The sequence below is a fragment of the Azospirillum sp. TSH20 genome, from assembly GCF_003115935.1.
Classification (GTDB): Bacteria; Pseudomonadota; Alphaproteobacteria; order Azospirillales; family Azospirillaceae; genus Azospirillum.
Genome location: NZ_LGQU01000066.1, coordinates 14,051 through 27,416 on the forward strand (window position 1 = coordinate 14,051; position 13,366 = coordinate 27,416).

The window sequence follows — 13,366 nt, forward strand, 5'->3', positions numbered from 1 at the left end:
CCTTATTTCGTGAGCTCGACGAAGGGCGACAGCACCTCAAGCAGGGAGAGGCCTCCATGTGTCAGCGTCGGGTAACCGCCCTGGCTCTTCCATTTCCACCTACCAACGGCCAGGAGGTGAGCGCCGTGAGAGCTGTTGATCTGGAGGGCTACCGGCGGCACGAACGGTCCAGTCTCTCCGGCGCCCTTGGTGCTGCGCCCACTGGCGAAGGTCTTCTTGAGGAATTGGCCGACTTCGCCATCGGCGTCCGGGAAGTAGCCGGTGGCGGCGTATCCATGGTCGGAAGTGATGACCAGCCGCCGCCCGGTAGCCAATCGCTCGACAAAGGTCCAGAAGTCGTTGCCGCTGAGCTGGTCGGCGGCGTCGCGGGTCAGCGTGTCAAGCCCTTGACCAGCGCCAGCGCCATCGTGAACTTTGCTGTCGGGCCAGTGATGCCAAAACACCCAGTTGGGTATTCCGTTGATCAACCCCTCGCAATCCTTCCACGGCATATCGACGCACTCAGTGTGCGCTGGTTGCAGCCTGTGGGTAAGACCACCGCCGTTGTTCTGAAGCTGGCTGCGGCTGCCGAACCCCAGCGCCTGGGCAAATTCGTTGGTTTCACCGGGCAGCTCGGAGGCGTTGACCGCGACGTCGTGGAGTGTAAAGCCTCTCTCTTTGGCCCCTTGTAGCAGCCAGGGCAATTCCCGCAGCGACAGGCCGTCGAGAATCAGCACTGCCTTGGCGCTGTAAGGCTCGGACCACCAGCGGATGAGACGATCCGAGGTGCGTTCGACGGCGTCCCCGAAGACTTGCCACAGGTCCCAGCCGCTGGACGACAAGAAGTGATCAAGCGCACCGATTTCGCGATCGCGCTTAATGACCTCGCCTGGCGCGTTGCCTGCGGCCAGCGGCCTTGACGCAATCTCGACAACCTCGTTGATAATGGTGCGCCACGCGTCCTCGGCGGTGCCTTTGATCAGGCTGTGCAGTACCGCAGTGTCGAGTGCCATCAGCTATCCTCCTTCTCAAGGCTGAGCTCGAAGGTCATTCCGTCTGGGAGTTTCTTGAGCAGCTCCTTGAGCTGGGCGCCATTTGCTGCAGACACCTTGATCAAGACTTCCGCTACCTGTGTGGCGGGGCCGATGCCCCAGCCTTCGAGCTTGCCGATCAGATTGAGCGGCGAGGTAGCCGGATTGCTAAGAGGGATGCGAGGCTTGCCGCCAATGCCCGTGGCCCCGCCAACGAAGATCCCGTCGCCAGATGGAGGCGTGTCGCCCCCAGTTGGCGTGTCACTGCCATTGGATGTTGGATGCGGCGATGTTACGTCCCCAAACAAGCCTTTACCTCCCCCGCCAGCAGGTGGTTGTGGCGCGGGTGCGAGAGGCGTCGTTCCACCCGTGGTCGGTACCGCCGATGGTTCCATTAGGAATACTTCGTCAAGTTGACGACCAGTATAGGAAAGTTTTGGACGCAGGCGCTTCCACGCCGCTTCTTCGTCCTCGCCTGGATGGGTCTGCAGGTATTCAAGGCCGCGTAGATTGATGGCGATTTTGCCCCGCGCGCACAGGCGCAAGATGCGCTCCTTCATCGCGGTTTCTCCAAGCCAAGGAATGCAATCCTGACCCGCCGGACGCGGCTCCTGAAGCTCACGCAGCAGTTTGCCTACAGCCGCGTTTTCGGCGGCTGCTTCCCGCACGAGGTCTTCGAAGTCTTCAGGAACGAACAGGTCGGTGGTCAGCGCATCTTCAATGCCTTCGGGAATTTGCGCGCCTTGCTTCTTCAGACTCTCGACGCTGAATATGCATTGATCTGGATCGGCAAAATTCCAGCGATGCAGTACGGCAAAACGATCAAAGCGCTTCTTTAGATTATCACGTAATGCCCCCTGGAATTCGTTGTGCAGCTTCTTGTATTCAGGATTATGGCCACTCCACTCCTGCGCCTTCATCTCGGCGCGGGCCAGAATCAGCAAATCACGATCCTGGAAAGCATTCGACGAGCCGGATCGCGGCAAGAGGAAGCGAATGGTGTTGCGACGCTTCTGCAAGTGATCCTTGAGCCAGCGGCCAAGACGCTGGTCGATCTTGTCGGGTTCTTCCGGCAGCACCAAGATGGGCAGGCGCTCATCCCATCGATCTGGATGCTCGGCTTCGTCAAGTACTGACCATGGGTCTGTCTGCCAGGCTTGTGGCAACGCGATCACGCGGAATGTCTTTGCGACCTCGTCGGTGCCACCGATTACATAGCGAACCTGCTTCGCGAGTTGGGCCTTGTCGGAACCATCGGCGAACAGCTTGTCGTTGCGCGCGCAGGCCATCAACTTGGCCCGCGGGTTCTCCTCCTCGCGAAAAACTAGTCGGGAGCCATCCTGGTGAATGTTGAAGCTATTCTCGACGATGGTCGCCAGTTCGACTTGAAACGCATTATCGTCGATGGCCTTGTCCCGCGTGATGTCAACCTGCAGGATCGCGGGCTCGGCGCCGGCCAAGTTGCCAACGGCAATCGAGCGCAGCCACAATGCGCCTATGATCTCCTGAAGGTGCGGTGCATGGCTTACGTGATTGGAAACCGCCTCGGTGACCGAAATGATGTTCTGCTGTGCCTTCGCGCGCAGCGTGCGGTGATGCTCGTTGGAAACGGAATCCAGCAAAGCACCGATGCCTGATGCATCATCGTCCAGACGAAAGTCTGCGGCCGTAAGCACCGGAGCGACCTCGCCGCGGCTCTTGTAGAGGTTGGCCAGGATACGAATCATGTCGCGCGTTTCCTGCGCGTCGGTCGCGATCAGCACCTGCTCTTCAAGAAGACGCAGCAAATGTGGCGCGTAGGGCCAGGACTCGATAAATTCACTGCGCTTCCGCTCCTGCTCGGCAGGAGGAACGGCAAGCAAGCGGAAATACTCCGTTACGTGTTGAGCGGCCAGCGCTTCAATCGTGCCATTCGCAATCTGTAGCCGATTCTCGAAAAGACGGTGGAGCAACATGCGGCGACGATCTTGCTGGATGCGCTCTGCGTTACCGCCCGCCTTAAAGTCGATGGCAACCGGGTTGACGCGGTGTACCTGTTGGTAGGCATCGCTGCCCCCGTTGCGCACGGAAACCACCAACACCAGAAGGTCTGGCCGTTCTTTTGCAATCTCCGATAGGATCTGGATGAAGTTGAACGCCCAGTTCTTCCATGGGTATTGTTTCGTGTTCGTCAGACCATCGTACCACGTCTGGAATTCGTCCAGAAGCAGCATGGTCGGTTTGTACTCCAACAACTCGAGGATCAGCTTGTCGGAAGGGATATCGGTCTTGGCCGCGCCCATGCCTTCCCATTTGCCCTTGATGTAGGTGCCGTGGGGATGGCGCTCGAACAAAAGGTCCCACAGGAACTTGTAACGTTGCCGGTGAAGGCTCTCGCCGATCACCTCCATTCCTGAGCGCAGGCCGATCTTGGCGATAGATGGTTCGCACAGAATGGTTGCCCAGTAATTCAGCCATGCATCAGTCGAGTTGGGGTCATTCACCGCGTGGTATAGCGCCGCCATCAGGTGAGACTTACCAAGGCCACGCTCGCCGATCACCACCACCGGACGCCCCTTGTCCGGTCCGACAGCCTCGATCCCTTTTAGAAGGTCGTGAGTCGGGTAAGTGATTTGGAGAAACTCTTTCGCCGCGATCTGGGTCGCGCCGGTGTTGGTTTCGTTGGAAAGCTCAATGGCAGTGCCCTTCAAGCGCTTCCCGCGGAATTCTTCGCGAAGGCTAAGCCCAAGCATCCTTTTATCCCTGCATTATGTGCCGACAGCCGATGCCCTAATCCGACGCACCGAAGTCGCCAGATCGGCCGCTTCCAACCAACCTCGCGGTGGTTCGGCTATTTCCATCAGTTTGCAAGCAAGATCCCCAGAGGCGCCAATAGCGCCGACTCGGGGCGCCACGGCTTTAGAACAAGTGCACCTCTCGAGCTTGTCCCCATAGCGTTATTCCTCGCCTGCGCGTTTGCATCGCCTTCCCCTAGCCGCCACGACAGCCCTATGAGGGAAAGTATCGCGCACTCTTAGGGGGTAGCTCAACGTCTATCGAACATCGGAGCACCGAACCGTTATCTATAAATAAACGAAGGAGAAATTCTGGAGAATAGCATGAAAGCAATAGAAATATATGGGGAAACCACAAATGCCTCAGAGACAAGAGAGATCAACTGCGCCAACGGGCAAAAGGTAAGAATGCCTGATCATTTGCATTATGAAAGGCGCTGTAGGAACTTAACGGAGGAAAAGACTGCTCTGGAGCATGACGTAGTCGCGTTGATGTTTGGAGACCTTAATGTGGAGCGGGAGGAACTCGAACTAAAGAAGGAGCGAGCGGAAGCCCGGCAGACGGAATACGAAGCGGAACAGGCACGATTGGAGATCGAGCAAATCCGCGCTGAAACGCTGGCGACGATGGCCGCTGCACAGAAAGCAAGAGCAGACGCAAAGCTTACTGCCGCGAAAGCATGGGGTGAATAAATAAGATGCTGCTAGAGCAGCACTTCCATTATAGATATGAATATAGGTGATGAGATGATTTTACAGAACGCATACAATATACTATCTCATGTTGGCGTTTGTAACACGAAGGCGCAATTCAGCCGGGACTGGTTGGGCGCATCACAAAGTTACTTCACCTCCATGGAAGCGAGGCAGCGCCAGCCTAACATAATGGCCTTGATGGGGTTGGCTGCGCGGTTGGAATTGCTCGTCGAACGACTGGCCTCTGACCCGCGCTACCATGACCAGCGCAGTCTTTTAGAAGGACTGCTGGATGACCTGTGGGACGACATGCGCGCCCGTGCTTTGGCCGCAGCACCGAAATGCCGTGCTGCTGGGCTGTGCCAGTAAGGTCTGATCCTCATGCTACCGCTGTAGCTGGATAGCGGGGAGATGATAGGCAATATTTTTCCCAGTCCATTAGCTCTTAGCTGTTTTCATAACGGGGCTGACAATATTAGAAGGCTGCTCGTTCCGAGCTTCCTTCTATATGTTCTGCGAAAACTCTACAACGCCGTAGAGCGGTTAGCGCTCAGACATCTTGATCTAAGCGGATTATTGACCGGTCAGCACAAGCATCCGCCTAGACCTTAAGAGCCTTTCCTACTTCCCAGCCTCGCTGCAGCGCTTGATAAGGTCGCGGTCGCCGGTTGCGACACAACGGACTTGAAACCCACTGACGTCTGGAGACCGGTTTAAACGCTTAGCCACTCGAATCTCGTGTGGGATCAAATCGTCAAAAGCGAGCCGTTCGTCCGCCGTCCGATAGGTTGCGTAAGCAATATCATTCCTTCCGTGTGCCTCCAGATATTCCCCCAGAGCCATGTAAACCGGCAGCGTGGCTTGCGGATGCGAAATTGCCTTTGTCAGCACAGGAATCCCATCATCAGGTCGACCGGCAGCGACGGCTACGCGATAGCCAACCCAGGCTGCATAAGGAGTTTGCCCTGTCGGACCTTGTGCGCCAATCCTGTAAGCAGACTGGGCATGTTGCGGATTTTTGGCATCAATAAGTTGCAACGCTTGTTCAAGGCTTCGGAACCGCTGCAGCGAAAGCTTAACCTCACTTCGATTTAGGACTCGCTGAAGGGGGTCTTTACGCATTTTCGGCCGGACATCAGCGTATTCCTTCATCACATAGGTGCGCAGTGCATCATCCCGATTATCCGAACCCGGGTGGTTGTTGCGTAAATCTTCGAGCACTTGTTTGAAGGACATTTCCATCTGTTGCTGGAGGCTGGCCGAAGCCGCATTGATTGCCTCCTTGACCGGCATAATTTTGCGTTGCTCCTCCAACTGCTTCTCTAAGGCCTCTTTCGCTGCCTTGCGGCGACGGTCGCGTTCCTGTTCGTCGGCGTTGATGACATTGATGACGTCGAAGGCCGCATCTGGCAGATAGCCGGCTTTAACCATCAGGTCGATACCTAGGCGGTCAGCGTCGTACTCTTGATCCCGAGTCCAGGCCGGAAAAAGCGTCGTTTCCAGCGCCTCCAGACCAAGGACATTGGCAAGGACGTAACCGCCAAGCCGCTGCTTCGTTGCGTCCTGCGCCTTAGCGCCAGCGACCTGCATCCCGATCTGGGCCAAGATAGATAGCTTGCGTAGCGCGTCACGTGAGTCTGCTCGATCCTCTACATGACCGAGGAGGACGTGTGCCAATTCATGGGCTAAGATAAAGGCGAGGTGATCTTCTGCTCCGAGGTTCGCATCGGTGCGCAGCCGCTCAAGTGTTCCAAATGTCAAGAAGATACCGCCGGAAGGACCAGTCTCCGCATTGAAGTTCGACGAAGGAATCAGATAGACTTGTGTAGCAGGTCGAGGCCCAGGTACGCCCTCCAATAGCTTGCGCAGCACGTCGCGCGCATATTCACTCACAACAGGCACCTCTGCAACGCCGCTCGGTTGAAGCATTGCAAAGCGGAGGAGCTGCTTTTCGGTAGGCTGCGCCTTACCGCTGGTCGACTGCGCAGCTGAAAGCCGGTCGATTGGGCGCCCGTCGGAGGAGCCACTCGTGATCAGCTCAGTGGTCTTGCAGCCTGTCAGAGCCAGGGCACCGGCAAGATAGAAAGCAAATGATAAGGTACGCGAGGCCATGATCCGGCTTCCGTCAATGCGTGCAGTTGTTAGACAGTCCATTCGATACCAAACTCTGGCTGCCCCCTGGTCGGGTGGTAAGAACGACGCATATGTTGGGATCTGCATTGGTACGAATGTTTCGAGAGTCGACAATCACCCGCCCCTGCGTGGATTCAACTACCCAGGCGCCGCGTGCAAGACGTCCCGCCACTGGGCGGTTCAGCAGAGCAGAAGCCGGGACAGTCGCCTCAGTAACGTTCTCATCTTTGTCAAGCAGACGTACCTGCTCTCCGTAAACTTTCTGAACAACCCCCTCTGCCATCGCAGAGAAAGCAACGAAAACACCGCCAATTGAAAAGCACGATGCTAGCAAGGCAGCTCTCACAACGAACACCATCATCTATCTCCAATTTTTGTTGAGAACTGAAAGCCTCCGACAATCGGAGCACTTATGCAGACGTGAACAGAAAGTTTTGATGATCTGTCTGTGTCAGTCTGCAAGATGCTGGTTCTTGGCCTCGTCCTTTCGCATAAAACGTCGACCAAAAAAGAAGCTCGCGAGTCCCTGGGACTCCATAATCTCCGCAACCTCTCTGCTTCCGAGATAGAGGAGCACAAACCCAAACCAGTTGGCAGAGTCCCAGTGTAAGATTGTCTCGTTGACGACGAAGGCTACGGAAATCACAGATACAGAGAATGCAGTAGAAAGCCAAATATTATTTGGGTTCTTTTCAATACTAGAGCGGACGAATATCTTTACAGACAAGCTCGAAAACACGCCCACTGCTAGAATTAGCAACAGAAATGGGAATGCTTCCCAGATATCAGCGCGTACAGAAAGCTGATCAACAACGGCAAGAACCAGGATTACTGCCAAAGATACGTACGCGATCCATCCGGCGAGGCGCACTCCGTCTCCGTGATGGCTGCCACGCAATACGTGAATGAGGGCAGTCGTAACCGCCATCAGCATCCACAACCCCAACTCAGTCAACTCCGCATAGGAAATCGGCATACCTGCGAAATGAATTTCTGGCGATCCGCGAAAATAATTGTCGCCATAGGTCATTAAGTTGTCGAACGCCATAGCATGTGCCTGCACGCCAGCAACCTGCCCAAAGACTGAAGAGTTGAAAAGGTCGTGCTGCGTCAGCAAGTCGGTACCGTAGAAAACAATGCGATCTTTGAGGAGATCAATGACGTCATGATTTCCGAGTTGCTCGGCACTAATAGTAAGGATGTAGAAGCACGACTGCCGCGCAGCAGGTCCGAAAACTGGCGTGAGGCCGGCGAAAATGCTGCGCCATGCTTGATCGGCCGCCTCCATTAAGCGGCTCTGCCAACTGGATTCAAATGTGCGGCACTTTGACGTATCGCTTACCGAGGACTGCACTGGGTCATAATGACTTCCCCATCGCATGTAAAGTTCATGCTCAAACTCTGATGGATCAACATTGGGCGGACAACGATCGAGCTTCTTCTGCTCAACGCAGAGCCGGTTAAAGAGGTACATAGCGGCAGTTGCGGGCGGTTCTACATGGGAAGCAGAATGCGCTCCCGCGTGACTGACCTCTTCATGTTCCCGGCTTCCAGAACCCTCAACATGTAAAGGGTAGTATCGTTCAGAGACCCAAGTGACCTCAGCCCGTTCAACGTCCTTCAGCGGACCTTGAAAGCGCTGACTCTCGCCGGCTTTAGCAAATACCACCGGCACATCCATCTGCTTCGCTTCGTCAAGGACGTAGCGGAAGGCGTCGAGACTATCGCCTGCACGCTCTCCGTTGAACAAGATATCGACAAAGATACCCTTCGCTCCCCCAGCAAGAATTCTACCAAGAGTTTGTGCATGGGCCGCGTAAGGGAGCGGCCAAGTCGCGTTGAAGTTGCTGAGTGTCGTATCGGTTATTGCCACGACTGCGATGCCATCACGTGCGGGCCGATCTCCGAATCCATAGAAAGGAGCAGCGACCCGGTCGAACAGAATGGTCGACTGCTTCTTTGTCGCACCCTCAATCCCAAGCGGGTCAAACCAAGTAAACACAACCCAAAAGAGCATCATTAGGGTAGCAACACCACCTGCCTCCCGGAGCCGACGCCACGGGACACAATGGTACCATTGCCCACCGCAGGATTTTTGTTCTTGAAGCAAATCAACCTCTTTTACCTGTTGGTTAACCTTATGGCCACGAAAGTAAATAACGTTGCTCCATGTCGCGCAAGATGGCACCAGCCAGCAAGTCCCACAACGTGGGGCAGAAAGATATACAGGCAACTTCCGTTATCAAAGGAAAAGCATGCTCTTGCATGCGGCATAAGGGACCGTTCTCGAGCGGGTGAGATAGCAGCAGCCAGTTCGAAAAAGGAGGCGGTCTATCGTGCGCTCCACTAAGCATACGATGGGTTTGATGCCGCCGGCCTGTGCGCGTGTTTCAGCATCGGGACCGAAATGCCGTGCTGTTGTTGCTGTGCCAGTGCGTTCTGATGTCCACGCTACCGCTGTAGCGGGGTAAAGGTCAGACAAACATGCCGCACGTTGGTATGCGGAGCACGAGCCCTTTGAATGCAAGCCTGCATGCGTCGGCGCAGAGCATCCATTTCCTCGTCATTCATGGCCTTATTCCCAGGAGAGGGAAAGGGGAAGAGTTCATCAATATCTTCAATTTTCATGGCGGTTCTCCGTAAACGTATCCGTTATACGGATATTTATCTCCTGCTGCCCTGGTAGCACGGGTGGAAGACAGATCAATCGAAGGCTTGAACTGCGACTCACTCAAAGGTTGAGTCCTGGCGCCGGGACGTTACCATATGAAAATCGAACGTATGGAGAACGTCAATGAGCATCCTGGACAGCCTAACCCTCACGAACACCGCTAAGCAGGGCGAAGCCAGCCCGGAAGGGATTGCCCGTCGCAAGCTGCTCGACGCACTGGCGCTTCAGATTGAAGCCGCGACGGCGACGATCAAAGGAGAGGTGTTCATCCGCCGTGTCGGCCGATGGGTGGATGTGGACGGGACGAAGGAACGTCGCGACGTGCCGGTGCGGTTCCGCCCCTGGTGGTGGAAGGACGAGGCTGGAACAGTTCACCTCCAGATCCACTATGGCAACCGGCCGCTCGAACTTAGGCCCGGCAAGTCGGTCATCACCGTGGGCATCATGGATCGTCTGGTGCCGGTGCTGGAACAGGTCCGTCAGGCTGTCACAGCAGGGGAACTCGACAAGGTGATTGCCGGCGCGGTCGCGAGCCGTCAGCGGGTGCTGAACAAGCCTTCCACGACCACAAAGGCCGGGAAGGCCGCGTGATCGCAGGGGCTGAAAGGGGTCTGTGGAAATCGCACGCCTCGTGCGTTTCCGCAAGTCCTCCTGGCAGCGCTATAGCTGATCCAGCTGCGCTTCACTAGGATTGCTCGTGGATTTCTTTGAATTAAGCAGTGCTTCCTGTTTCAGCCTTTGGTGCTCGACACGGTGGCATGTAGGACAGAGCAAAGAAAAGTCTTTTGTTGTGGTGTACCGGATGCCTTCATCCAGTGGATTCCGGTGATGAACGTCCAACAAGCTCCGCAGTATATTCTTCTCTGCCGAGGGGAATATAGTAGCCGGATCAAAGCCACAGTCGTCACAGCGGAGTGTTTCCAACCGCGTTCTGGACCGAATGAACTTATCTGCTATCCAAGCAGCGCGGCGCCGAACTTTAGCCCACCGTTCCTTCATTGTACCTTCAAGAGCGCGGTCGGCAAGGTCCGCATTTATCATCTTCAGAGTACGTGTGGTAATCTGGCTCGCCTCGGCTGCTGCAAACTCGTCCTCAATGCCGATCCAAGCATTTGATGCCTGGATTTGCTTGATTTCAAGGTTTTTGAGCTTCGCTCGTTCCTCGTCTGTCAGCACCCGCAACGTCGAGGACGATCTTTGATACAGGCGCCTATACATTTCGTCGCCAAGCACATCTTTCGCCTTGGGTCGGCCAACAATTTCGTACGTTTCGATAATTGGAAATGCAACCGACCACCGATACCTCTTGCCACCTTGAGCCCACATGTCTTGAAGACGCTTGTACTCTTCGCGCCCTAAGATGTCTTCAAGAGATCGTGCAGTTACCTTGAGCTTATGAACGGCAATTAAGCGGCCAGCTAAAGCTTTGTGTGCCTCCCGCTCTTCAAGATAGGTTAGGTCGCGCTCGAAGCCGGGATTTGGACTGCTAAATTGCTCGGTAATGTACTCAATCACGTAGCCGTTCGCGAACTGACGTTGGATAGTGCCTTGGCACTGGTTGCGTGCTGTTTGGGTGTCATCGGTTGGGGTAAATCCCAGCCATGTAGTTCCCGCGAGCCAGTCGGCCTTTGAGGCTGTGATTAGAGCAGGTAAATCGCTAACTCGCAGAGTTGTAGGCATCTTGCCAAGCCATAGCACGCTATTTGTACTGTTGCGCATTGTCAGCGGATAAAGATTGCACGTCAATAGGTGTGCTTCGCGATCCTGCGGCCCCATTCTACTGCCTTACGATGAGCAAGACTGCATGACCATAGTGGTGCGATACACGCAGATTATGTGGAAGATCGACTACTACGACCCCACCATGACCTACCTGTCATCCAATCCTGCAGATCCCAGCTTGACCGTGCGGATGCTGACGATCATGCTAGCAAGTGAATATTAGAAGATCGCCCAAACGGCCGATAGGATTTTTTTCCTTGCTTTCGTAATCCTAGCACAATGCTAGCACACAATGCAGCGCATTTATTTGAAATCAATAGCTTAAGCTACATCGTTTGCAACTGAAAATCCCCGTGTCGGCGGTTCGACTCCGTCCCTGGGCACCATCCTCCCTTCGAAGTTCAAGGTCTGGATGGTGTGCTTCGGTCAAGCCAACTGACCATACTCTTCCCGCGTATCATCAAGTTCTTTCGCTCTTCTTAAAGCGGCTCGGACTCTGACCATCTCACCCGCCCGATCCCCGGCAGTTTCACTGCAAGGTCCAGCGGGTCGATTCCCACCGTCAGCCCCAGCAAATTCACCTCCAGCCCCTCCTCCAGCGCCAGAAGCAGGCCGGCGACGCCGAACAGGCTGATCTGCCAACCGGTGCCGCTCGGCGCCCGCGCGAACACGCCGCGGCCCAGGTAATCCTTGCCCAGCGCGGTCGATGGCAGGTCGAGCCGCAGTTCCGGGACTGCACGGGCGACCCAGGCGGCGAAAGTGTTGCTGTTGGGGCCGGGCCAGACGCGGTATTCGCCGGCATAGGGATAGCTGGCGGCGGCCTCGGCGATCTTGGGGATGGCGGTTTCGGCGGCGGGACCGCGCAGTTCGCCCAACAGGGTGGGCTGCGCGCCGAACCAACGACCGTCGGGGTCGCGGTTGCTGACAGAGACCACCGACAGGCCGCGATAGGCGCGCCAGCCGATCACCTCGTAGACCGTATAGCTGCGGGCGCCGGCCGGCTTCACCGCGAACCAGGGATGCACGCCGAAGGCGCCGCGCCAGGACAGGACGCGGGCGGCATAGACCTGGACCACCGCCTCCGGCGTCATCGCCGCGTCGGGGGCGAGGCCCACCGGGCTGCGGTCGATGCGGCTCCAGTCGACGGCCGTCGGCACCGCGCCGGAGGCAAGCAGGAACACCGGTCCGGCCAGCAGCAGGACCAGCGTCAACAGAAATGCCAGCAGCACCCTCACGGCCCTCGCGCCCTATTACCGCCCGCCTTCCATGTAGTCATTGCGACGGCGGATTTCCGGTGACAGCGGAGGGACAGCGCGGAAGAGGCCGCTCAGATGCTGTAGTCGCCCTGTTGCAGGCTCTGGTCCATGGTCAGTGCCGGCGCCGGCTCGTCGCGGCACCAGCCGACGACCTTGGCGGGCACGCCGGCCACGGTGGCGCAGCCGGGGACGTCCTTCAGCACGACGCTGCCGGCGCCGACCTTGGCGTGGGCGCCGATGGTGATGTTGCCCAGCACCTTGGCCCCGGCCGACAGCAGCACGCCGTCGCGCACCTTGGGATGGCGGTCGCCATGCTCCTTGCCGGTGCCGCCCAGCGTGACGTTCTGCAGGATCGACACGTCGTTGCCAATTACGGCCGTCTCGCCGATCACCACGCCGGTGCCGTGGTCGATGAACACGCCGCGCCCGACCGGCACCGCCGGGTGGATGTCGACGGCGAAGGCTTCCGACACCCGGCTTTGCAGGAAATGGGCAAGGTCGTGCCGGCCGCCCCGCCACAGCCAGTGGGCGACGCGGTGCCATTGCAGGGCGTGGTAGCCCTTGAAATAGAGGAAGGGCGTCAGGCAGCCGTCGGCCGCCGGGTCGCGCGCCAGGATGGCGGCAAGGTCGGCGGCGGCGGCCTCGACGATGGCCGGGTCGGACTCCATGGCGTCGCGCACCACGGCGGCCAACCGGTCCTCCGGCATGGCGCGGTCGGCCAGCTTGCGCACCAGCAGGGCCGCCAGCGCCGGGCCGAAGCCGTCGCGCGCCAGCACCGCGTCGTAGAGGTAGGGAGCGAGGCCGCTTTCCTCCTCCGCCACCCGGGCGGCGTCGGCGCGCAGGCTGCGCCACAGCGACTGTTCGACCGTTTCGGCCGCCTCGCGCATCGTGACGTCCAGGCTGTCCATCGCCATCACCCTTTCCCGCAAACAAGGCTGTTACTGTGGTGAGCGGCCCCCGGTCCGGTCAAGGCCGTTGCCGTCAAGGCTGCTTCCCGTTCCACCATCGCCATGCGCATGTAAAGGCCGAATGAAGCTTCCCCAGAACGGTCGGTCGAAAAATCCCCAGATGGTTTGAAGGGCTATGGATTTGCTTCGGTGTCGG

Annotated in this window: 11 protein-coding genes; 3 read left to right on the plus strand and 8 right to left on the minus strand. The window is 57.3% G+C overall.

Going from position 1 to position 13,366, the window contains the following annotated elements; genetic code table 11:
* Positions 1-2: 2 nt before the first annotated feature.
* Positions 3-992, minus strand: a complete 990-nt coding sequence (locus tag TSH20_RS18715; protein WP_109076131.1) for a hypothetical protein — start codon at positions 990-992, stop codon at positions 3-5.
* The gene (locus TSH20_RS18720; RefSeq protein ID WP_199232438.1) at positions 992-3,700 is read right to left on the minus strand and encodes a DUF499 domain-containing protein; all 2,709 of its coding nucleotides are present in this window, start codon (positions 3,698-3,700) and stop codon (positions 992-994) included. Before TSH20_RS18720 ends, TSH20_RS18715 begins: the two co-directional genes overlap by 1 nt.
* A gap of 408 nt (positions 3,701-4,108) precedes the next feature.
* Here TSH20_RS18720 and TSH20_RS34695 point away from each other — a divergent pair, with 408 nt between their 5' ends.
* Positions 4,109-4,477, plus strand: coding sequence for a hypothetical protein (locus tag TSH20_RS34695; protein WP_146205435.1), 369 nt, complete (start codon positions 4,109-4,111; stop codon positions 4,475-4,477).
* A 624-nt stretch (positions 4,478-5,101) separates the two neighbouring features.
* Here TSH20_RS34695 and TSH20_RS18730 read toward each other — a convergent pair.
* The 3 genes from TSH20_RS18730 to TSH20_RS34995 all read right to left on the minus strand — a co-directional run bounded on the left by TSH20_RS18730 (position 5,102) and on the right by TSH20_RS34995 (position 9,241).
* Positions 5,102-6,592, minus strand: a complete 1,491-nt coding sequence (locus tag TSH20_RS18730; RefSeq protein WP_158282016.1) for a M48 family metallopeptidase — start codon at positions 6,590-6,592, stop codon at positions 5,102-5,104.
* A gap of 472 nt (positions 6,593-7,064) precedes the next feature.
* Entirely contained in the window at positions 7,065-8,633 is a 1,569-nt protein-coding gene (locus tag TSH20_RS18735) for a CHASE2 domain-containing protein (protein ID WP_109076135.1), read from the minus strand.
* A 431-nt stretch (positions 8,634-9,064) separates the two neighbouring features.
* Positions 9,065-9,241 carry a hypothetical protein gene (locus tag TSH20_RS34995; protein WP_158282017.1) on the minus strand — a complete coding sequence of 59 codons (177 nt, stop codon included), beginning with the start codon at positions 9,239-9,241 and terminating at the stop codon, positions 9,065-9,067.
* A gap of 166 nt (positions 9,242-9,407) precedes the next feature.
* Here TSH20_RS34995 and TSH20_RS18740 point away from each other — a divergent pair, with 166 nt between their 5' ends.
* Complete coding sequence (locus TSH20_RS18740; protein ID WP_199232093.1) at positions 9,408-9,875, plus strand: DUF6641 family protein; 468 nt, start codon at positions 9,408-9,410, stop codon at positions 9,873-9,875.
* A 69-nt stretch (positions 9,876-9,944) separates the two neighbouring features.
* On the opposite strand, the gene TSH20_RS18745 is transcribed toward TSH20_RS18740, so the two are convergent.
* On the minus strand, positions 9,945-11,060 hold the full coding sequence (locus TSH20_RS18745) for an HNH endonuclease (RefSeq protein WP_109076136.1): 1,116 nt from the start codon (positions 11,058-11,060) through the stop codon (positions 9,945-9,947).
* On the opposite strand from TSH20_RS18745, the gene TSH20_RS36165 reads away from it, so the two are divergent.
* Complete coding sequence (locus TSH20_RS36165; RefSeq protein WP_282183577.1) at positions 11,020-11,229, plus strand: DUF3768 domain-containing protein; 210 nt, start codon at positions 11,020-11,022, stop codon at positions 11,227-11,229. The genes TSH20_RS18745 and TSH20_RS36165 overlap by 41 nt on opposite strands.
* 256 nt (positions 11,230-11,485) lie before the next feature.
* Here TSH20_RS36165 and TSH20_RS18755 read toward each other — a convergent pair whose 3' ends face one another.
* On the minus strand, positions 11,486-12,235 hold the full coding sequence (locus tag TSH20_RS18755; RefSeq protein ID WP_247871571.1) for a DUF3750 domain-containing protein: 750 nt from the start codon (positions 12,233-12,235) through the stop codon (positions 11,486-11,488).
* A gap of 98 nt (positions 12,236-12,333) precedes the next feature.
* Positions 12,334-13,176 (minus strand): serine O-acetyltransferase, encoded by an 843-nt coding sequence (gene cysE / locus TSH20_RS18760; RefSeq protein ID WP_109076139.1) that lies wholly within the window; start codon positions 13,174-13,176, stop codon positions 12,334-12,336.
* Positions 13,177-13,366 lie beyond the last annotated feature (190 nt).